At 32.5% G+C, this 20,792-nt stretch carries 16 protein-coding genes and 1 pseudogene; 1 reads left to right on the forward strand and 16 read right to left on the reverse strand.

The genetic code is table 11. From position 1 onward, the window contains the following. Window positions 1-42 precede the first annotated feature (42 nt). The 16 genes and pseudogenes from D3P13_RS06130 to D3P13_RS06195 form a co-directional block, all read right to left on the reverse strand. The gene (locus D3P13_RS06130) at window positions 43-369 is read right to left on the reverse strand and encodes a hypothetical protein (RefSeq protein WP_117880443.1); all 327 of its coding nucleotides are present in this window, start codon (window positions 367-369) and stop codon (window positions 43-45) included. Window positions 370-715: 346 nt separating this feature from the next. Next, on the reverse strand, window positions 716-1,033 hold the full coding sequence (locus D3P13_RS22160; RefSeq protein ID WP_232829138.1) for a methyltransferase family protein: 318 nt from the start codon (window positions 1,031-1,033) through the stop codon (window positions 716-718). Further along, the gene (locus D3P13_RS22165; protein ID WP_232829139.1) at window positions 1,026-1,448 is read right to left on the reverse strand and encodes a hypothetical protein; all 423 of its coding nucleotides are present in this window, start codon (window positions 1,446-1,448) and stop codon (window positions 1,026-1,028) included. Before D3P13_RS22165 ends, D3P13_RS22160 begins: the two co-directional genes overlap by 8 nt. A 95-nt stretch (window positions 1,449-1,543) precedes the next feature. After that, window positions 1,544-2,749 (reverse strand): alpha/beta fold hydrolase, encoded by a 1,206-nt coding sequence (locus D3P13_RS06145; protein WP_117880445.1) that lies wholly within the window; start codon window positions 2,747-2,749, stop codon window positions 1,544-1,546. 243 nt (window positions 2,750-2,992) lie between these two features. After that, a complete protein-coding gene (locus D3P13_RS06150; protein WP_117880446.1) occupies window positions 2,993-4,096 on the reverse strand; it encodes an acyltransferase family protein in 1,104 nt (367 codons plus the stop codon). Window positions 4,097-4,477: 381 nt separating this feature from the next. Continuing rightward, window positions 4,478-4,648, reverse strand: a complete 171-nt coding sequence (locus tag D3P13_RS21875) for a hypothetical protein (RefSeq protein ID WP_157972840.1) — start codon at window positions 4,646-4,648, stop codon at window positions 4,478-4,480. Between the two features lie 150 nt (window positions 4,649-4,798). Further along, entirely contained in the window at window positions 4,799-7,102 is a 2,304-nt protein-coding gene (locus D3P13_RS22065; protein WP_198679979.1) for an Lcl domain-containing protein, read from the reverse strand. 33 nt (window positions 7,103-7,135) lie between these two features. Then, complete coding sequence (locus D3P13_RS06160) at window positions 7,136-8,452, reverse strand: sulfatase-like hydrolase/transferase (protein ID WP_198679980.1); 1,317 nt, start codon at window positions 8,450-8,452, stop codon at window positions 7,136-7,138. Between the two features lie 5 nt (window positions 8,453-8,457). Continuing rightward, window positions 8,458-9,675 (reverse strand): Lcl C-terminal domain-containing protein, encoded by a 1,218-nt coding sequence (locus D3P13_RS06165; protein ID WP_117880447.1) that lies wholly within the window; start codon window positions 9,673-9,675, stop codon window positions 8,458-8,460. Window positions 9,676-9,925: 250 nt separating this feature from the next. Beyond that, window positions 9,926-10,987, reverse strand: a complete 1,062-nt coding sequence (locus D3P13_RS06170; RefSeq protein WP_117880448.1) for a ligand-binding sensor domain-containing protein — start codon at window positions 10,985-10,987, stop codon at window positions 9,926-9,928. A gap of 210 nt (window positions 10,988-11,197) precedes the next feature. After that, window positions 11,198-12,502 (reverse strand): YHYH protein, encoded by a 1,305-nt coding sequence (locus D3P13_RS06175; RefSeq protein WP_117880449.1) that lies wholly within the window; start codon window positions 12,500-12,502, stop codon window positions 11,198-11,200. After that, on the reverse strand, window positions 12,502-13,104 hold the full coding sequence (locus D3P13_RS06180) for a YbhB/YbcL family Raf kinase inhibitor-like protein (protein ID WP_117880450.1): 603 nt from the start codon (window positions 13,102-13,104) through the stop codon (window positions 12,502-12,504). Before D3P13_RS06180 ends, D3P13_RS06175 begins: the two co-directional genes overlap by 1 nt. 28 nt (window positions 13,105-13,132) lie before the next feature. Beyond that, window positions 13,133-14,143, reverse strand: coding sequence for a hypothetical protein (locus tag D3P13_RS06185; RefSeq protein WP_117880451.1), 1,011 nt, complete (start codon window positions 14,141-14,143; stop codon window positions 13,133-13,135). A 147-nt stretch (window positions 14,144-14,290) separates the two neighbouring features. Continuing rightward, a complete protein-coding gene (locus tag D3P13_RS06190) occupies window positions 14,291-16,186 on the reverse strand; it encodes a right-handed parallel beta-helix repeat-containing protein (protein ID WP_117880452.1) in 1,896 nt (631 codons plus the stop codon). A 101-nt stretch (window positions 16,187-16,287) separates the two neighbouring features. After that, window positions 16,288-16,974, reverse strand: a complete 687-nt coding sequence (locus D3P13_RS22345) for a discoidin domain-containing protein (protein WP_317124792.1) — start codon at window positions 16,972-16,974, stop codon at window positions 16,288-16,290. 111 nt (window positions 16,975-17,085) lie between these two features. After that, window positions 17,086-18,666 (reverse strand): annotated as a pseudogene (locus tag D3P13_RS06195) (beta-N-acetylhexosaminidase); the annotation flags it as partial. Between the two features lie 398 nt (window positions 18,667-19,064). Between D3P13_RS06195 and D3P13_RS06200 the strand changes: the two are divergent. Continuing rightward, entirely contained in the window at window positions 19,065-20,729 is a 1,665-nt protein-coding gene (locus tag D3P13_RS06200; RefSeq protein ID WP_117880453.1) for a DUF4955 domain-containing protein, read from the forward strand. The last annotated feature ends 63 nt before the right edge of the window (window positions 20,730-20,792 follow it).

The raw sequence follows: 20,792 nt of genomic DNA on the forward strand, positions 1-20,792 counted from the left end.
CTTATAGTCAAATTTGTTTTTGACTTCTGCCTTTACAATTATTTAGATTAATTCTTTGTCAATTTCTGATATTAATTTCTCCACGTTTTCCTTAAGACCCGATTGCATAAAAATAAAAGTTTGAATGGCATCAATTGTATATCTTATTACTCTTTTATAAGCTTTGTTTGTAATGAATTGTTGATAGTTTTTTGGCTTAAAAGACCTATGTAATTCAAATGTTTCAAACTCTTCCATAAACATTGGCTTAATATAATTGGTATAGTGCTCTGTAAAATAGATGCCCTCATAAGATTTGTATATACCAAATTGAACTCCATATAGATTTGAAACTGATGCTCTTATTGAATCATTAGAAATTAAAAACAATGCCGATTATTTAAGGTAGTTGAACGTAGTTTCGTTTGGAGAAAATATAAGGTATGGGTACAAATTTGTGAAATGATAATCTAAAGAGTCATGATATTTTGTGTTGTTTTCCATGTTGTTAATAATAATTTCGTTTGCAGTTTTGGAAATTATTAAAGACTCAATATTTGAGTTTATATCATCAAGATTCTGTGTTAATTCAAGCCGAAATTCTTTTAGAATCTGGTGTTCTAATTCATCAGAATGCCCGATTTCCGATGTGTCATGGTTTTTACAACTGGTCATTATGATTCCAATAGCTATGACGAAAAAATATACTTTTTTTCATACTGTTAGATTTATTGAATTATTTTTTTGTAAAGGGAATTATCATTGGAACTTCATTTTGGTACGTTTCATATGCTTCACCAATATACTTTCTTAGGTCTTTTTCTTCTAAATATTTTACCGCTATAAAAATATAGATGGTTGTTATTAGTGTAAAGAATAAATGCCCAACAGTCATTGTTGGAGTTGCCCAAAAGGCAATTAGAAATCCTAACATAATTGGATGTCTTACCAATTTATATAAATAGTTTGTTTGAAATTTTGGATTTGGAGTTTTTTTGTTTTTAAGGTTGTTAAAAATTTGAGCTAAACCAAAAAGTTCAAAATGATTAATCATAAATGTTGATAGAAGAACTATAAGCCATCCTGCAAAAAAATATTCCCATTAAAATAATAGATAAAATATCATTTTCGATTTTCCAAACTAGTATTGTGATAGGTTGCCATTGCCAATAAATTAATAGCAATGCCAAACTTGAGAGTAAAATATAAGTACTCCGTTCCATGGCGTGACTAAAGATGGATGTAAACCATTTTTTAAATTTTGGTCTTGCCATAACACTATGCTGTATTGCAAATACACTTAATAGAATTGTATTGGTTAGAATCGCTTTAAGCAAAGTTGGCTCGACACCGGAATCTATTGTTTTCGGAACAAAAAAATTACCAACAAAGCCTATGGCATATAAAAAAGCAACTAGAAATATACAATAGGCTACTATTCCATATATAAAGATGATTGATTTTTTCATAATTTGTATTTTTGGTTATAATACAAAATTCAGCTAAAAGAGTTGATTTTGATATCCTTAAAAATCCAACAAATGTGCTCTAAGGTCCAAATTTTTTATGAATGAATCTTCGATATAGATTTCGATTTGTATTGATTAGGAGTGAACTTGAATTTTTCTTTAAATGATTGAATAAAATGAGAGTTGTTTTTAAACCCACTCTCATAACATATTTGGTTTACGTTTAAATCGCTTTCAAGTAAAAGTGTTTTAGCGTATTCTAGACGCTTCGTCTTAAGCCATCTAAAAGGTGTCGTGTTAAATGTATTTTTGAAATCTCTTTTAAACGCTGTTAAGCTTCGGCCACATAATTTGGCGAATTCTTCAACTTTTAAATTATATAAAAAATTTTCTGACATTACAATTCCTAGATCTATCCCTATTTTGCTACTTTTTTGCTTTGTACTTTGAAACTCTGATTTATTTGGACGTATACCTGTAACAAATTCTTCTATTTCTGCTAAAATTAAATATGTGTCACCTGTCCAGAAAAGATGGTCTTTACCATTAAGTTCAACTAATTGGGAATTTGGAATGTGTTCTGCCAGATATCTGCCTTCTTCAACAAGTATATCTAAATCCTCTTTTCTAAATAGAAGAAGTGTTGGAACTTTAATTGAACCCAAAATTCCAGTCACATCAATCTTTACAGACTGCTTATGTAAAATTAATGCAGCTTTTGGGCTTCCACCGGAACGTAAATAACTAGCCAGCCAATCCAAAAAAGCACTATCATGTGCTAATGATGGAACTAATAACTTTAGTCCATCAAGATTTCCATGTGCCCAATTGTCTTCAATTGCTTTATTTGAAATTTCACGTTCTTCATCTGTTGGAGCCCAAGGATAATCTTTTGAATATCTGCGTTTGGCAAATATTCCAAAGCCAATAACTCCTATGGTTTTTTGAGGATAATTTAAAGAAAATAAAAGACTAACTGAGCCTCCTTCGGAATGGCTAAATAAAAATGCCTTTTTTGAATTCGTAGCATCTAAAACGGCATTGATATCATCCATTCGTTCTTCCATAGTGGAATATTCATCGGAACGATCTGAAAGTCCTGTTCCTCTTTTATCGAAGATAATCAATCTAGAGAATAAAGAAAGCCTTGTTAAAAAAGCAGCAAGCCTTGGTTCAGCCCACATCATATCAATATTTGAAACCCAACCAGGAATGTATAAAATGTCGATTGATCCTTCACCTATCACTTGATAAGCAATATTAAAATCACCACTTTTAGTATAGTTAGTTTTGGGTTTCATATAGTTTTAATCAGTACAAGCTCCATACGTCCAAGAATTTCCGGAATGTTTGAAAGCATATATCTATTCTAGATATTACCAAATATAAGAAATATAGTTACGTTTAACTTGCAGTTTATTAATACTTTAGGTAGCCAAGTGAAAATATATTGATGTACCTATTAGGAAATCTATACCAAAGTACTTTTTTACCAAACGTATTATTTATATTAATTTAATTTTATCTAGGTTCAAACAAATGATTTAAATCTTAATAAATATTCTTTTTTTGTACATCCAGTAACAAATATACCAAAGCATAAAAAGAACCATACAACTTAAAATAATTTGTGCGTTTAATTCGCCTGTCCAACCAAACAGGGCATTTGAAAACGGCAGCAAAATTTTGTTGATGAGTTTGGCTCCCCCAATATGAGCAAACAGATAAATAAAGAGTGGATTCATACCTACTACGGCAAAAAATAACACACCTTTTTGATATTTCTTGACATCTATTAGCCAATAACATAAAGCGAGAGCAATCAATGACCATCCTCCACTAGCAAAAACAAATGTACTGGTTGATATTTTTTTTATAATTGGGGTAATTGGACTAAGACCATAACCTATAATTAATCCAATGAGTCCTGCACCAAATAAAAGAAGCAGTTTTTTCTTGGCAGAAAAATTACCTATAAGTAATTGGCCTGCCAGAACACCCCAAATTGTATGTGCTGCAGTTGGTATAGCATTAAACATGGCCCAACCGCCTCCATATTCTTCACCTGAAATAAGAATATTAAACCAAGCTGCAAAATTTTCTCCGTCAACAAAAGCATTATTAAATCCTTCAACAGGAAAAAATCTAAATAAGCCTTCACTTATTAAAATTAACAGAATAGAGAAGCCAATTTGAATAACTACAGGTTGGCGAATTACCAAAAAAGCTAAAATATAGGTAACTCCTAGTTGTGCCAATACATTTTGGAACCTAAAAACAATTTCTCCTGCATCAATACAATATAGCCCCCAACCTAAGAGTAACATTAAAAATGCCCTTTTAAAGGCATGTTTGCTTAATTGCTTATATGTATCTCCTTTTGCCATCCTTTTTGAAAAAGATAATGGCATTGCCACTCCAACAATAAACATAAAAAAGGGTTGGATTAAATCCCAAAAATGTAGCCCTTCCCAACGAGCATGGTGAAGTTGAGTTCCGACAGCATGAATAAAAGTTCCTTCAAATTGTGGCAATACGAAAAAAGAGAATAGGTGAGAAAACTCGGCAATAAGCAGGAACATAGTTAATCCCCTATAAAAATCGAGGGATAAAAGCCGATCGTTTGATTTAACTTGTATTTTAGACATGTGTTATTATTCTAATAGATTTTTAATTCGGGAATAGAAGCTTATTTGATTTCTTTTTATTATAACAGTATTTAATAGGTAATCTTAGCAATTGTTTTTTTTTATTCGCTTTAAAGATTATAATGATTAAGAGTCTTTAGGGTTATTGAATCCAATTGTATATATCAATTTATATAATGGATTCAACTTTCTCAATTTTCCATCCAGCATAGTACTATTCAGTTTTAAAGTATCTGCAATCAGCTCGGCTTGTTGCTTAAAGTTATTTTTAATGCTATATAGAGTTGTCAGTTCGTCAACACCGATTTTATTTTGGAGGAATAATATACGCTTATGATTGCTTTCAGAAAAAAAAATATTCTGCTCGTATTTATTTAGCTTTTAAAAATTAATTCTGAGCGTACCGTCATATATGAATTTAATTAATAGATTCCTTTTCCAATAATCATTGTAAACTTCTTTAACAAAAGAATATTCAGGCATTTTTTCAAAACCGAATGATTCTACTAAAAAATGAAAAACCTTTTCTAAATCTTCTTCAATGACTTCCATAGGTTAGAAATATTTGATAATATAGATTACCAAATATAAGAAATTTAGTTACTTGTAGTTTATGGTTTATACAGACTTTTGGGAGCCCATTGAATACAAATCAATATTATTAGGTAAATTTTTATCACAGTATTTCACTGTAACCCGTTTTTATCTCTTTTTTCGCGTCAATTCATCTTCCGTAATAAAATTGTCTTTGTTTTTATCTCGTTTACTAAAGTTTTCTTTCAATTTACCTTTAGCTTCTGATTTAGAGATTTTACCATCATTGTTGGTATCCATATTTCCTATCATTTTTTCGAAAGATGGGGATGTGGTTTTTGAATTAGAATTATTATTATTTTGTTGGTTTTGCTCTACCTGTTCGGTTTTCGGAACTGGTTGTATCATCTCTGTATTTTCTAAGTTGTTTATTTCTTTAACGCATCTCACATAATTATAGACGTATCTAACATCACCTTGTGGTCCAAAATATTGAGGATAATCATTCTTATTTCCACTTTTCGGATCGCTTCTTTGAGCTCCAGCACCGTGAACATCCATCAATCTACCATTCATTTGTCCTTGTGCTTCACCAAAAGCAATATAAACAGCACTTGCATATGGGTTTTGTCCATCTAAATGTGTTGTACTGGTCCAGTAAAAGGGATATTGTCCAAGGTTTCCCTGTGGATCTTTGATTTCGTTGGATTCAAAAATAGGATCTATTGCAGGCGAACTGGTGGTTTGTGGAGAGCGAGAATAGTCCACAATGCTTTGTAATTCTTTGGCATTGGGCAAATGCCAATCTGAGTGCCCAGCAAGTTCAAAATTTTCAGCATATGCTAGGGCCTCTTCCCAATTTTTACCAGTACTATCATCAACTTTTTGCCACATGAGACCTGTTGCGTAATCACTTACTGTACCATCTCCATTATCAATAAAGTTATTCTTTCCATAATCTGTATTTCCACGCACCAAGCGAAAATACATTTTATTATCAGTACCTGTTTTAGGATGGAATTTAGGATAGCCTTTAATCCGGCCATCTACAAAATTAACACCGAAGATGGTTTTGTCACTTTTCATTGTTCGTCCAACATATGTTGTTAAAGACCAGGTTTGTGCATCAATTTCTCGTTCTCCATTTTTGCTATTTCCTAAAGGTTGATTAAAATAGTTGGTATCAATAAATAGATTTATAGCAGTGGTTCCTTTTACTTTTCCTGTAAACTGAATAAGCGAATAAAGTTCTTTAATAGTGGGTACCCTCCAATCACTATAACCTCCTGATGTTGCATTTTTTGCTTTTAGTATTGCTTCTTCCAGAGTCATTTTTATTCCCATGTCCTGTTCCCACATTAAACCTGTGACATTATCAGTTACAGTACCATTACCATTGTCAGTATATGACGGCTGATTACCGTTGTAGTTGGCATCTTGTCCGTAAAATGATTCTCCATCAGTTGGCTTAGAAATTTTTTCCATGTCAGAATAAGAATCTTTAACTCCTGTATCAACAATGGAGTAGCTATAGTTTAAATTTGAATTCTTGTTTGAAGTGCTTTTTTGTTTTAAAGGTAGTACCATTAAATCTTCTCCATAAATAACTGTGCCTAGATAATTCTTCCGTATTTCAGCAGTTGTAGCTTCTTCATCAATAGTTGTAAAGACGAAATGTGTTAATACTAAATTGTTAACATTTGCTTCTTTAGCCATTTGTGAGCTTTCTGTTAAATTAACGTGTGCTTTTTGTTTCGTTTTTTTGTTGTTATCATCGTGCTTACTTTTTTTATCATTCTTTTTAGCCCCTAATTCGATAGCACCACCAGAGTCCATTATTAAATAATCTGCATTTTTAGCCAAATTGGGCAAGGATTTAGAGTAGGTTAAATCGCCAGAAATCACGATAGATTCATTACCTACATCAAAACGATAGGCAAGCGTGGCAATAGTATGATTTACTGGTGCGTAAGTAACCGTAATAGCACCTATAGAGAATGTGTTGTTTCCTGTTAAGTTTTTTGCAGTGAAATTAGATTTGACATCACTTATAGTTCTTCCAGATTTTGATAATCTATACGCAATGTCTTCTTCATAAATTTCAAGAATATTATCAATTATTGAAGTGGTCTGTTTCGGACCTGCAATTATTGTTTTGTTACCTCCAAGAATTGAGTGAATAAAAATAGGAGCAAACTCCTCATTGTGGTCTAAATGATGATGTGTAAAAAGGATACCATCTATGTCTTTAATTTTTGTATTTATTTTGTTTAAATTGGCTTGGGTTCCATTGCCCATATCTACTAAAATCTGAGTGTTTTTATATGATATTAACACGGAAGGACCAGAGCGTTCTGTATTAAATTTTGGTGAGCCAGACCCAATTATTGTTGCAGTTAACTGTTCATAATTTTCTTGAGCAAATAGTTGTGTTCCTAAAAAAAGCAGCACCAAAACAAGGTGTTTCTTCATTTTATATATTTTTTTCGTTGACATTTGGTTTTGTTAATTTCTAATAGAATTTTCTTCCGTTTTTAAGTTGTTGTATGCAACTTGTTCTTCATTTGTAAGGTTGTTTATGATATTATTAGTTTCATAAGGGTCTTGATTTAAATTATAAAACCTTTCTGTTCCATCATTTAATACAAATAATTTATAGGTATTGTCCCTTATTGTATAACCAGATTTAGTAGGGGAATTATTCAATACCTCTGAATAATTATAAGTTCTATTGTTTGATGTTGCTTGAGTAAACAAAGAATAAAAACTTTTACTATTTTCATACGTATTTATATTAATACCAGCTATTTGTGCAATAGTGGTAAATAAATCTGCAGAATTAATAAGGTTTGTATCTCTGACGCCTATTCGAGAAACTCCTTTTCCTGATACAATTAAAGGAACTGCAATTCCACCTTGATAGATACTTCCTTTACTACGATTACTCGCATACGGACCTTGAATAACTTCTCCAGAAGTACCATTATCTCCCATAAAAATTATAATTGTATTATCCATTTCATCTTGAGGAATATTATCTAATAAACGACCAATTTCATAGTCCATACTTTCTGCCATTGCCATAAAATAGGGTAGTGGATTGTTGTCTATACTTGCTTGGTCTTCGGGTAAGTTTCCTTGTGAATGCATTTCAGTAGGTGGAAGATGAAATGGTGTATGTGGTGTTGAGTAAGCCAACCAACAAAACCAATTGTTGTCTTGGTTATTAATCCAATCTATGGCCAAATTGGTAGTTTTGGTCGTGATGTACTCCGTGGAGGGATTACTCACTCCATTTTCAACTAAATTCCATAGATAATAACTACTTGCACTGCCACCTAAAAGACCAGCATAGTAATCTATACCCATTTCTGTTGGGCGGTTAGGTTCGTTATTTGATAGATGCCATTTCCCAATAATTGAATGGCTATATTTTTCATTTAGTTCTTCATCTAAATAAGCTTGTAATGTTTTTTCATTTGCATCTATTGTAGAAGCATTTGAGGCATTTAATACACCTGTTTTTATTCCGTATTTTCCGGTAAGAATTGATGCTCTTGTTGGAGAATACATCGGAAAGGCCCAAAAATTATCGAACGTTATACCATTGTTAACTAGTTGTTGTAAATTTGGCATATTTGGTTTTATAGCACCAATATCATAATTAGGACAAGCATCTAAACCAAAATCATCAGCAATAATTAATAAAATATTTGGTTTTGATGAGCTAGATATTTCTTCAATAATATTGTTGTCTTTTGAGCAAGAGTTTATAAAGAAATTAAAGCAAATAATAAGTGCAATATATTTTATTCTGGCCATAATGTTTATTCTGAAATAGTTCTTACAGCTCTCACATAATTATAAACATATCTAATATCTCCCTGGGGGCCGAAGTATTGAGGGTAATCATTAATGTCACCACTCTTTGGGTCACTTCTTTGACAACCTGCACCGTGAACATCTAAAAGAATACCATTCATTTCTCCTAAGCCTTCACCAAATGCAATATAAACGGCACCACTGTATGGATTTGCACCATCTAAATGTGTTGTACTGGTCCAAAAGAATGGATAATGTCCTCCTGAATTGCCATCAGGATAATTGATTTCTGTGGTTTCGAATATTGGGTTTATGGCAGGAGATTTAGTAGTCTGTGGTGATCTTGTATAATCAACAATACTTTGTAATTCTTTGGTATTGGGCAACCTCCAATCATTGAATGAAGCTAATTCTAAATTTTCAGAATATTCAAGGGCATCTTCCCAATCTCTAGAAATTCCATCATCTGCTTTTTGCCACATTAGGCCAGTAGCTAAATCGCTAATAGTACCGTCTCCATTATCAATAAAATCATTTTCTCCATATGCTGTATTGCCACGAACCATTCTAAAATACATTTCATTCTCAGCCCCAGTTGCAGGTTTAAATTTTGGGTAACCTTTTATTCTACCATCAATAAAGTTTACACCAAATACTGTTTCGTCTGTATTCATTGTTAGCCCTACATATGCTGTTGATGACCACGTCTGGGCATCAATTTCTCTTTCACCTATACTTACATCACCAATAGGTTGATTGAAATAATTGGTATTGATAAATAGATCAATCGCGGTTTCACCTTGCACCCTTCCTGTGAAATTAATCAAAGAGTAGAGTTCTTTTAACGTCGGGACTCTCCAATCGGTATAATCACCTAAAGTAGAATTTTCAGCTTTGGTAAAGGCGTCATCAAAAGTGATTTTATCACCCATATCTTTTTCCCAAATTAATCCTGTTATATTATCGGTAATTGTACCATCAGCATTATCTGTGTAATTCGGTTGGTTGCCTGAGTAGGTTGCATCTTGTCCATAAAAGGCTTGGTTTGATGAAGGTTCAGCAATAACTGAAGTATTATCGTAAAAGTCTTCAACTCCTGTATCTACGATTTTATAGCCCGTTATGGAATTTTCTTCAGGAAATGTATTGTCATCATCTTTGCTACAGGCTATTGAAAAAAGTAATAAACCAGATAGTAAATAAAGGTATTTGTAAGCTCTCATAATTTTATAGTTTTATTTTAGACTATAAAAAAATAATAAGGTTTAAAGGTTGTTTTTTTATCTACTAAATATTGCGTCGTATGGAATTAGAAAAGTAACTGTGTCTATGTAGCTAAATTCGTAAATAAAACACAGACAGAAAATCTGTAAGGACTATTCTAAGAGAACCTGAAGATTATATAAAGGTAGGGGAGTAGAGGTAACTTCAGTTTCAGCCAATTATGTGTTTGTTATATGTTCATATTTCTTTTCAAAAGATTTTGGTAAATGATTTTCCATTAAACTTATAAACGCCACCATCAGCCATACCAAAAAGCAAATTGTTCTCTTTGTCCTTATAAATACACCAAATCATTGAGGTTGAAAGCTTGTCATCAATAGTGTAGTTTATCATTGATGTTCCATCATATTTCCAAGCTCCGGTGTCTCGGTCTCCAAACCAAATATTACCATGACTATCTTCTGCAATAGTAAAAACATGTTCGAGTGTTCCTGCTGGAGAAAGGTCACCATTTCCTGAACTATTAGCGTGAATTAATCCTTTTTTTTCTGAAAAGTTAATTGTCGATTCCCCGTTGTGCAGTAATACACCAATTCCATTATTTCCTATCCAAATTTGCCCTTTTGAATCTGCTAGTACACTTCGTATATGCAACTTCTCATTGTATTTAAGTGCCAATTTTCTATTATCAAAATTAGTTATTGAGCTACCATCAAAATAGAATAGAGCGGAATAAGTAGCTATCCATACGTTACCATTTTTATCTTTAGAAATGCCTGTTGTTCCATATGAATTATTAGGGTTTTCATTCTTTAGCTTTGGAATACTTAAATAATTCAAATTTATTCCGTCATAGAGATGTATGCCTTCTTTTTCTCCAGCACTAAACCATAAATTCTCAGCAGTTGCCTTCCATTCCAATTTTGGGGTGTTAGGTTCAGTTGAAAAGTTTGTAAACGTTACTCCATTATACATACTTATTCCGTTTGCCGTTCTAAACCAAATATTTCTATCAGGACCTTCTTGTATAGAACGGATTTGATTATCAGGTAAGCCATCCGTTTGGGTAAAATATTGATAAGCTTTTCCATCATAATAACTGACGCCTTCTTTTTGACTTCCAAACCAATAATTTCCTTTACTGTCTTGTAAGATTGCCCGAATTCCAGAAGTGAATTTTAAAGTGTTGGTTTTAAATTGTGTTACAATTTTAGAATTGCTAATTTCCTTTGGGTGAGATTTTTTTTCAACACAGGCAACGTTCAGTGTTAAAAGGAGCATTATGATAAATAAATTAAATAAGTTGTTCATTTAGATTATCTGATATGACTCGACTTGAAATATGGTTTGCAATAAAGGGATATATGTACCCTTACATATATCTATATTAGAGATTATCAAATATAAGAAATATAATTACTTGTAGTTTATGACTTATTTTAACTTTAGGTAATCCGTTGAAGATTAATGAATTTTACTTTTGAGGGATTTATCATTTCAGATTTTTCTTGATAGTAGTTTTTACTTCCTTTTGTATGTTGAATTTGTAGTTGTTCCGTCTGGGTTTATAAATTCGTAATTATAATTCCCGTTGTTATCCCAACTATAATTTATGGTATAAATTGATGATTTAACTTCATATTTTAAGCTATATTGGTTAGGTTTCGGATTCTTAAAATCGATAATTTTGGCATCACGTAGCGGTCTTAAATCAGGTCGCACTCCTCTTGTTTTAGCTTGTGGCATTATTTCATTTTCTGGTGCTTTAGTTCTTGGATTTATTTCAACTTTCCCTTTCATGGCAGCAATGAGATACGGATATTCCTTAACTGCGTGATATTGATAGGTACTGTCAGAAGTAAAACGCCCAAGATTTTCGTCTAAAGGCTCATTCGTTTCACCGTAAACTGGAAAACCATCTAAAGCATAGGCTATCGGTTTGTCATTACCGACTTTAGATTGTAAGTGTGCAGGTGGTAAATGATAATGATAGTCATCAGCTCTTCCACAATGTCCGCCCCATTTGTCTAATTCTCCAATGGCGTTTGCATCTTCACCACGATTGTTTAACGGATTAAAAATGGGTATTCCATTCGCAGAAATAGCAATGGCTCCTTTCATAAAATTGTCTTTTGTTGATAGCGGATTTTCAGCCAATTCGGGGTGTAAAGGAATTGCCCAAGCATTAGTACCTGAATAATCGTGATTAATAGGGACTTGTTGTTGCCAATTGGTTATACCTGTCATCATTTCGTGTTCAGGTATTCCATCTGATTCTATGTAAAAATATTTGTTATCGACACGTGTAGTCACTTTGTCAAAAACTCCAAAAATAGATTCTAAATAGGAAACATCATTTTTTGCCATTTTTATACCTTTTGAGGAACTATTGGTTTTGCAACCCATAATAACAACAGCAAATCCTATAAAACTAAAAGCTAAAATTATAGACTTGTTCTTTTTCCTAAACATACAGAATGAAAATAGTAATAGGGTAACACCAACATAAATTAAAATTTTAGAATAGTTGATTGAATATAGTTCATGCTCTGTTTGTAAAGTATTTTTATCGCTAATCCAATTTGCCTTATTCAAAATATATTGTTGTTCTTTACTTGTGAAGTCTGAAATATTGAAGGCCTCAACTTGGTGTTTATCATTCATTAGATAAACCGTTTCGTCAATTTTTTCAATAAAATCAGCATTTAAGTTCATTTCACTATTCAAAAAATGCCAAACTTTTGTGGACGAACCGTGTCCACCCTCGTGAGCAGAAACGTGAAAGGATAAAAACAGAATTATTACTATGAATACTACCTTTTTCATTAATTAGAATCTATAAAAGTTAAAGTTGTTATGTCAATGATGTTATCATCAGAAATGGCTTTCATAAAAGTATTTAAATCAACATCAAGAGAATTAGATTTAGGAAGTGATTTTGGGGTTTCCGACAATGCAAATAAAGCAATGGTATACTTATGTTTTCCAGGTCCACGAGAACAAGGTGAGGTATAAGAAATGGCGGTTCCATCTTTATTTGATCCCATAAACCAATTGGGATTGTTCGCCATTTTATAAGGAATTTCTGAATCAGAAGGGTTGATACCCCATAAAAGTAAGTAGGAGTTTATTTCTGATTTATCATCCTTTTTTGGGTAGTGATACATTACGATAGCTAAAGATTTTGTGCCTTCCGGTACATTAGACCAAGATAGTGGGATAGAATTTTCTACATCGGCTACTTTTTCTTCACATTTAAAAGCATCCAATAATTTTCCATTAGCTATCGCTTTACTATTCAATTTAAAATCTGCGTTGATGGTTTTAAAATCATCAAATCTGTAAAGTGAAGCTTCTTTGTTATGGGTACAAGAATTCCCCAAAAATAAAAGCATCATTGTAATAAGGAATAGTAGACTGTTTTTCATTTTGTAATTATTAATTTTTGTTGCTAGATTATTTAACGGTATAGCGTACTAAAACTTCATTATCTAAAACAACATTGGTAGACCAAATAAATTCGGCATCATTTTCAGCATCGTCAAAAATAGAAGTAAAGTTAGTGTACGAAGGTTTATTATCTACCCCAATGGTTTTGTTTGTATAGGTGGTTGCATTTGGCCAAATAGAATCATCAAAATCAGTCTTCATCCAATCATTAGGGATTTCCCAATGCAAAGCATAGAAAGCAGTTCCATCTTGACCTCCATTGGTGTCACAGTTTTTAGAATATCTATAATTACCATCTTCTGATACGCAACTTAAGTCCGTTATCGGTGCAGTGTAAAAAGTCTGTGCTTTCCAATTTTCATTAGTTGTTGCTATACTATTATTTTGTTCATCTTTAATTATGGCTACCATTCCGCCATCCCCAGCGTGAAAAGATTTACCTCTATTGGCTTCACAACCTACCCCAAGATGTTCTTCCCAATCCACCAATTTCATAGCGATGGTAAATGGTTTTTGAACTTTAAACTTTACAATACTAGAATTAAACGCTGTAAAAGGAACGTTGTCTTTACCAACAGCGATACCATTAACATACATTTCAAAATAGTTGTCAGCAAAGATATAGGCTGTAAAAAGCTCACCTTCTTTGTCAATTTCTACGATGTTGGAATCATCAAAATGGGATAGAGCTTCTTTTACCGTTGCATAATTATTTCCTTCACAGGAATTAAACAAATCAGCAGAAAATGGAAAATCAGTATTTGTATAATTGGTTTGTGCGGGTACCGTCCATTTTTTACCATCTGATGAAGTAATTTCTCCAACATCAGTCTTTCGTCCACGTTCACAAGAATAAATATCTTCAGTAATAGTGGTAGCTATACCTTTTGTAATACTGGCAGTACCAGTATAGTTTGTAGTTTCCGTACTACTTGTAAGTTCTTTTGATTTCGATTTATTTTTTGCACAACTAACGATTAATAAGGCAACAATTAGTAAATTAAGTATGATCTTCATTGTTTGTATGTTTTTATATTACCACGAAGATAGAAAGTATATACCATTACATATATCTATTCTATTTTTTAACAAAGATAAGAAGGAAGTTTTTTATATTACTACGATACCGGTTACTAGTTTTATTTCATATTGGCTAATCACATTTTATAACTCTTTACTATTCCATATTTTTAAGGAGCCATTTTCCATATTTATAGTTGAAAATGGTCCTGCAACTGGATTGTCATTTGAGCGATTGATTCCGAAATAATCTACATTAAAAATTATTTCAGAACCGTTAGGGTGGTCAAAAACGGTCTTTACAATTTTTGTTACCCCTAATGTTTGGGTCGAAATTAGTTCAACTCTATGTTCTAAAAAGGCTTTATTTACAGAAAATTGAAGATATACATCCCCTTCCTTTTCCAATAATTTCACGGTGGGATTGTAATTTAAATGGACCTCATTATGTGAATCGTTTATAGTTGATTCCTTTTGATTAAAGTAAACATTTCCATAAAGCCAAGACGGTAATTCAGCAGACTCATAAGCACTACTCAAACCATTAGAGTCAGCCGTGGTAAATATATTATTATAAAATCGATCATCACCTCCATGAATTGTAGTTAAACCTGCCATATCAATGGAATGTGGTAAAAAATAGGGCGTAAAACGATTTTTATCAGATACTAATTTAACATTACCAGTTATTAAATTATGAATATAAGCTCCTCCTTGCGACCAATTTACTATTGCTGTTTCGGATAGTAAAATATTGTTATCTACAATATAAGGGCCATGACTCACTTCGATTAGAAGATCGTCCATGTCATTACGATATAATAAGTTGCTGCTTACACGTGCACCTTGTACCATCCAGTCTAACCAAATGCCGCGACCCGCATCATGAATTCTGTTATTTTTTATAGTAACGTCTACGGGAGCATGAAGTTTAATTCCGGCCATCTCATAACCTTTAAATTGACGCTTGGTATAAATATTATAAATATGATTATTTTCAATAGTACTAAAAACGGCTCCCATACTACCGCATATAGCGGTTTGCTCACAATTATAAATCGTATTATTTCTAACGATATGAGTACCTACATGTTCTTTATTCCAATTATTTCTAAGTACATTAAATACGACTTCAATGTAATGTATATTGCCGTCTCTATTTATGTTTTCGGCATCTGCCGTCCAAGTATTATGTCCGGTACCACGTTCTTTACCAAGCGTAATTCCGTTGGTTTTTGAGTCACTTATTACATTATTTTCAATAATCCACCCTTTGTTCCAATGGGTTGAAATCATGCCGACTTGTTCAGCAGTTGGTGCAGCCCATTGTGTGGCAGCTTGACTAAAATGAAACCCTTTGATTGTTATATAATTGAGACCTGGCTTTTCAGGATAAAAACATGTTTTTCGGGTACTTATTTCGACCAATTCTTTGTTTGGATTGTACTTTTGAAAATTGACCCAAATGGTGGTATGTGTTGCGTTGCTTTCACAATACCAAGTATAGGTTGAACCTATGGGATCTGAACTGTTATTTATAGCCACTGGATGCCGTACTTTTTCAATAGTTTCTTTCTCATAAAGAGATTTTCCATTAATAAATACCTCTCCGGTATGATGTATACGATCATTATCAATAAACCAATCTCCATGAATTAATTCCTGATAGGGATTATAATTACCAAAGAAAGTATTAGGTATAATCACTTTCCAAACCCCATTTTTTTCCTTTCGCCAACCTGTGATTACTTCAGACCCCTTAATTTCAACTCTTTCTCCAGGGGCTGCCCGATAAACAATCCTTTTGAGATCGGACGTTCCACCTTGTAACGGTTTCACCCATTCTCGATAAGTTCCTGCATGAACAGTAATGGTGTCACCAGGAAAAGCAAACTTTACGGCCTGGTTAATAGTTAAAAATGGACTTTGCAAAGAGCCACTATTTAAATCATTACCTTGCTTTGATACGTGATATTCTTTCGCTGACAGGTTTGTAGTTATAAATATAAACAAAACGATAAGTACAATTTTATTCTTCATCTTTTTAGCTTACGTGTTAAATTATTATCCTTAGTCTTTAGAAATATTTTTATTAAAATCCTTAGTAATTTATAGTGTTATAGACGCAAAAGGAATCCTTTTTAATGAACTAATAGCTCATCTACAAATAGCCAAGCACCAGCATCATTAGGAGCTTTTTTTAAATTGGTTGCAATTACTTTTACATAACGTGTATTGGTTTCTTTGAATTTAATTTTAAAGTTAATTATATCTTTCTTAGTTCTAATATTAAATTTACGTTCTACTTTTCCAATTTCTTCATAGGTAGTGCCATCATCAGAAATAGAAACTGTTACAGCTGTGGGAAAATAAATTCCTGATTCTAAATTTTGCAAAGTACCTATACTTACTTCTTTAATAGGTTGTGGCTTTTCTAAATCGATAACCACCTCCATATCTTCTTCTAACCAACCTTGCCAATGTCCATCTCCAAAGTTTTTTGAACCTCTAATTCCGTTTGCCATGCTTAAAGGACCATCACCTTGATAGTCTTTACTATAAGTAGATTTAAATGTTAAGGCTTTACCAAAAGCTTTATGGATATTTATAGTATCTATATAACTTTTACCAATAGGTTTATCATGTTTAAATAAAGAAGCCTTTAAAATTGTTGTTTCTGAAAAATCAAGAGCATCTGTATATTTTATAGCTTTGTTGTCAATATTTTTATCACCTAAAACATATCGAATATCGGGATTAGGAAATTCATTTTCTAAAGATATGTTTATTGACTTATCTTTTAAGTTTGTAGTTAAAGTAGAGGTCACTAAGTAAGCACTTTTTGCATAATTAATTCCCAAATAATCATAACGCTCAAATTGAGATTCTAATCTTTTAGTAAAGCTCTCCCAACTTCTAGATTCTTTTGTACTCCATAGTACTTCAGAGAGAGCAGCAAGTCTTGGAAACGTCATATAGTCTGTCTCCTCATTGGTTGTTATATATTCAGACCATAAATTGCCTTGAGCTCCTAAAACATGGTTTGCTTGGGCTTCAGTCATTCCTTTTACAATCGGGTCAAATTCATAAACTTTGCTTAATGGCGTAAATGCATTAAAGGCTAAGGGCTCTTCACTTCTTGGTCCTTGATATTGATTAAAGTAGCAATGAGAAGCCGGTGTCATAATTACATCATGACCTTGTTCCGTGGCAGCTAGTCCGCCTTTTGTACCTCTCCAACTCATTACGGTAGCCTCAGGTGCTAATCCACCTTCTAAAATTTCATCCCATCCTATTATTTTTCTTCCTTTAGAATTAATATACTTTTCAATACGTTTTACAAAATAACTTTGTAATTCATGTACATCTTTTAAGCCTTCATTTTTCATTCGTTTTTTACAGTTTGGGCAAACCTCCCAATGCCGTTTTATGGCTTCATCACCCCCAATATGAATATATTTAGATGGAAATAACGGTATAATTTCATCGAGCACGTCTTCTAAGAATAAAAACACCTCCTCTTAACCAGCACAATAAATATCCTCATAAATACCCCATGATTCTTGAACAATTTTTAGTTGTCCATTCGCTTGTTGTTTTTTTGACGTTATAGACATCATGTTATGATGAACATTTGTGGGTTCTTCAGGAAAACAACTTAAATAGGGATAAGCTGCAATTGCCGCACTACTGTGACCCGGTAGTTCTATTTCAGGGATAACAGTGATGTTACGTTTTGAGGCATAGGCCACAATATCTTTTATTTCTTCTTGTGTAAAAAAACCTCCATACACTTTATTGTCATTTTCATTTCCTGGGTAATAACCTTTTATGGTTCCGTTTCTATAGGCACCAACTTCGGTCAACTTTGGGTATTTCTTTATTTCTATTCGCCAGCCTTGATCATCTACTAAATGTAGGTGCAACACATTCATTTTATGCATGTCTAAGCGATCTATAGTTTGTTTCACAAAGTCGATGTCATAAAAATGACGAGACACATCTAACATAAAACCTCTATGTTTAAAACGAGGTTGGTCTTTAATAATTAAGGCAGGTATCATCCAGTTAGTCGTTTGAGACAAACGAGTACTTTCAATAGCGGTTGGTAATAGTTGGCGTAAGGTTTCTAAGCCATATAAAAAACCAGCATTATCTTTTGCTGTTATGATGATATTTTTAGGACTAGCAATGAATTCGTAGGCTTCGTTTTCAAATTTTTCATCTCTTATCAATTGGATAAAATTCTTATTTGGAGCCGTTGTAACTATTTCTATTTTAAGACCTGCAGCATTTTCTAATGTGTAAATTAGTCCCTTAGCTATTTCTTTTAATCCTTCGTCTGAAACTATAAATTTCGTGTCGCTAGAAAATTGAAAAACACCTTTAGTAAGAGCTAATTCTAATGGTTGCGGAATAATATTGATATCATTTCGTGTAAATATTTTTTGTGCATTTTTAGTACAAGAACTTATAATTACAAGTAAAATGACTGCAATAAGTGGAGATGCTTTTTTCATGGTTAAGTTTTTACACAGGAGCTTTTATAAGGTACAATATATAACTTTATTACGTATTAAATGTTTTAAACACACTTAAAAATAAACTTCTTTGTTAAATTGAGAAAATTGAAACGTTAAAGCTTCCAAAGAGAGTAGGGGAGATTAACTTTAACTGCCATGTTATTCCTTTTTTATAATACTAAGATGACAGTGTTTATAATTCACTGATATTCTTAAGTGTAGTGGTATTACGATTTAGATTTAGGCTTTGTTCTTGTTAAATGGATAAATGATCCGTGTTGCTAATTCTAAAAATAGGAAGTGAAAAACGTACAATATTACCCCTAAAAAAGGACTCAATTACTCGATTATACAATTACTTTTGTTAAGAACAATATTAGTTAACCCATTTGGATATGCTGAAAAAAAGATTCATAATACATTTAGTCCTTATTTTCCAATCATGGATTTGTATTTCACAAGAACTTCCTAAAATTATTGGCGATTTAACAACAATCGAAAACAATTATCTACCTGATTTTAGCTACGCAGGCTATCATAATGGGGAAGTGCCACTTCCAATGTTATTTGGTGAAATTATTTTAGCAACTAATTATGGAGTTATTCCAAATGATGGATTAGATGATTCTAAAGCACTCTTGAATGCCTTAGAAGCGACTAAAACAATGTCTGGAAATATCATCTTGCAATTACCCGCAGGTAAACTTATCTTAAGTAATATTCTTTATATTGAACGAAGTAATTTTGTTTTAAGAGGCACAGGAATTGGTAAAGGCGGTACAGAAATATATTGTCCAAGACCCATGATGTACCTCAAAGATCCTGAATCTTTAGTTGAATTGAGAGAATATTTACTAAAATTTGACAAAAGGCAACGTGAAAAAGAAAATAATATAGACCTACCTTTTTCTCAATATGCGTGGTCTGGTGGTATGATTTGGACACAAGTTCCAGGAGAAAGAGTAAAATCGTATTTAGGAAAATATGATCAACCACAAAAAATGCTTGCTAAAGTAATTAAAGGTAGACGTGGAGAAAAAACACTTATAGTATCAGAGTTGAATAACTTAAAAATTGGGGATATAGTCCAATTAGATCTTTTTAATAAGGATGGTGAAAACGGATCTATCATTAATGATTTGTATAAAAATATCGGAGTCAAAGTAGGTTCTCACCATTGGGAATTTCCTAGTTTACCAATCGTAAGACAACAGGTAGAAATTGTAAAAATATCAGGGAATAAAGTGACTATTAAAACCCCTTTAACAATTGACATTAGAAGTGAATATCAAGCTCAATTGGTCGCGTGGAAACATTTAAAAGAAGTTGGTATTGAGCACTTGCGAATTACTTTTCCCAATTCACCAAGAGTAGCCCATCACGTAGAGCCAGGTTATAATGGTATTTTTCTAACACGGGTTTTCAACAGTTGGGTAAAAGATGTGGTTATCCATAATGCTGATAGTGGTATTCTTGCTGAAGAAACCGCAAATATCAGTATTAAAGATATAGTTACCACCGGAGATAATATGGCACATTATACGGTTGCTATGGCTGGTGTTCACAATGTTCTCGTCAATAATTTAAAGGTTTATAACAATGCAGTACATCCCTTAAGTTTTAATACTTTTTCAACAAAAAATGTGTACCAAAATTGTGAGGTATTTTCAAATCCTGTACTTGACCAACACTCAGGTGCTAACCATCAAAACTTATTTGATAATGTAAAGGTGCATTTAAATGTACATAAAGATGGCAGTTATCCTCTTTTTGCTGGAGGTGGTGCTCCATATTGGAAACCTTCTCATGGTGCTTATTCCACATTTTGGAATATTAATATTCAAGTAGAAAACAAATTAGGCGACACAAAACCATTCGTGCTAAATGGCATGGAAGATGGCCCCTTCGCTAGAGTAATAGGTGTTCATGGCAACCATAATTTCAAAATAGAATATGGATATAAGACTTATATTGAATCCACTAACAAGTCATTAACAAAAACGCCTTCTTTATATAATTATCAATTAAAAAAACGATTACGCAATTACGGAAAAAAATGAAGTTAAAAATTCCTTATTCTAAAAACCTATGCACATTAGTTTCATTTTATTAACTTGTGCTTA

The sequence above is a fragment of the Aureibaculum luteum genome, assembly GCF_003449015.1.
Lineage (GTDB): Bacteria > Bacteroidota > Bacteroidia > Flavobacteriales > Flavobacteriaceae > Aureibaculum > Aureibaculum luteum.

Excerpts from the sequence above, each read along its gene's own strand:
- D3P13_RS22160 (WP_232829138.1), bottom strand. The coding sequence starts at position 1,033 with ATGATTAATCATTTTGAACTTTTTGGTTTAGCTCAAATTTTTAACAAC.
- D3P13_RS22165 (WP_232829139.1), bottom strand. The coding sequence starts at position 1,448 with ATGAAAAAATCAATCATCTTTATATATGGAATAGTAGCCTATTGTATA.
- D3P13_RS06145 (WP_117880445.1), bottom strand. The coding sequence starts at position 2,749 with ATGAAACCCAAAACTAACTATACTAAAAGTGGTGATTTTAATATTGCT.
- D3P13_RS06150 (WP_117880446.1), bottom strand. The coding sequence starts at position 4,096 with ATGTCTAAAATACAAGTTAAATCAAACGATCGGCTTTTATCCCTCGAT.
- D3P13_RS21875 (WP_157972840.1), bottom strand. The coding sequence starts at position 4,648 with ATGGAAGTCATTGAAGAAGATTTAGAAAAGGTTTTTCATTTTTTAGTA.
- D3P13_RS22065 (WP_198679979.1), bottom strand. The coding sequence starts at position 7,102 with ATGAAGAAACACCTTGTTTTGGTGCTGCTTTTTTTAGGAACACAACTA.
- D3P13_RS06160 (WP_198679980.1), bottom strand. The coding sequence starts at position 8,452 with ATGGCCAGAATAAAATATATTGCACTTATTATTTGCTTTAATTTCTTT.
- D3P13_RS06165 (WP_117880447.1), bottom strand. The coding sequence starts at position 9,675 with ATGAGAGCTTACAAATACCTTTATTTACTATCTGGTTTATTACTTTTT.
- D3P13_RS06170 (WP_117880448.1), bottom strand. The coding sequence starts at position 10,987 with ATGAACAACTTATTTAATTTATTTATCATAATGCTCCTTTTAACACTG.
- D3P13_RS06175 (WP_117880449.1), bottom strand. The coding sequence starts at position 12,502 with ATGAAAAAGGTAGTATTCATAGTAATAATTCTGTTTTTATCCTTTCAC.
- D3P13_RS06180 (WP_117880450.1), bottom strand. The coding sequence starts at position 13,104 with ATGAAAAACAGTCTACTATTCCTTATTACAATGATGCTTTTATTTTTG.
- D3P13_RS06185 (WP_117880451.1), bottom strand. The coding sequence starts at position 14,143 with ATGAAGATCATACTTAATTTACTAATTGTTGCCTTATTAATCGTTAGT.
- D3P13_RS06190 (WP_117880452.1), bottom strand. The coding sequence starts at position 16,186 with ATGAAGAATAAAATTGTACTTATCGTTTTGTTTATATTTATAACTACA.
- D3P13_RS06200 (WP_117880453.1), top strand. The coding sequence starts at position 19,065 with ATGCTGAAAAAAAGATTCATAATACATTTAGTCCTTATTTTCCAATCA.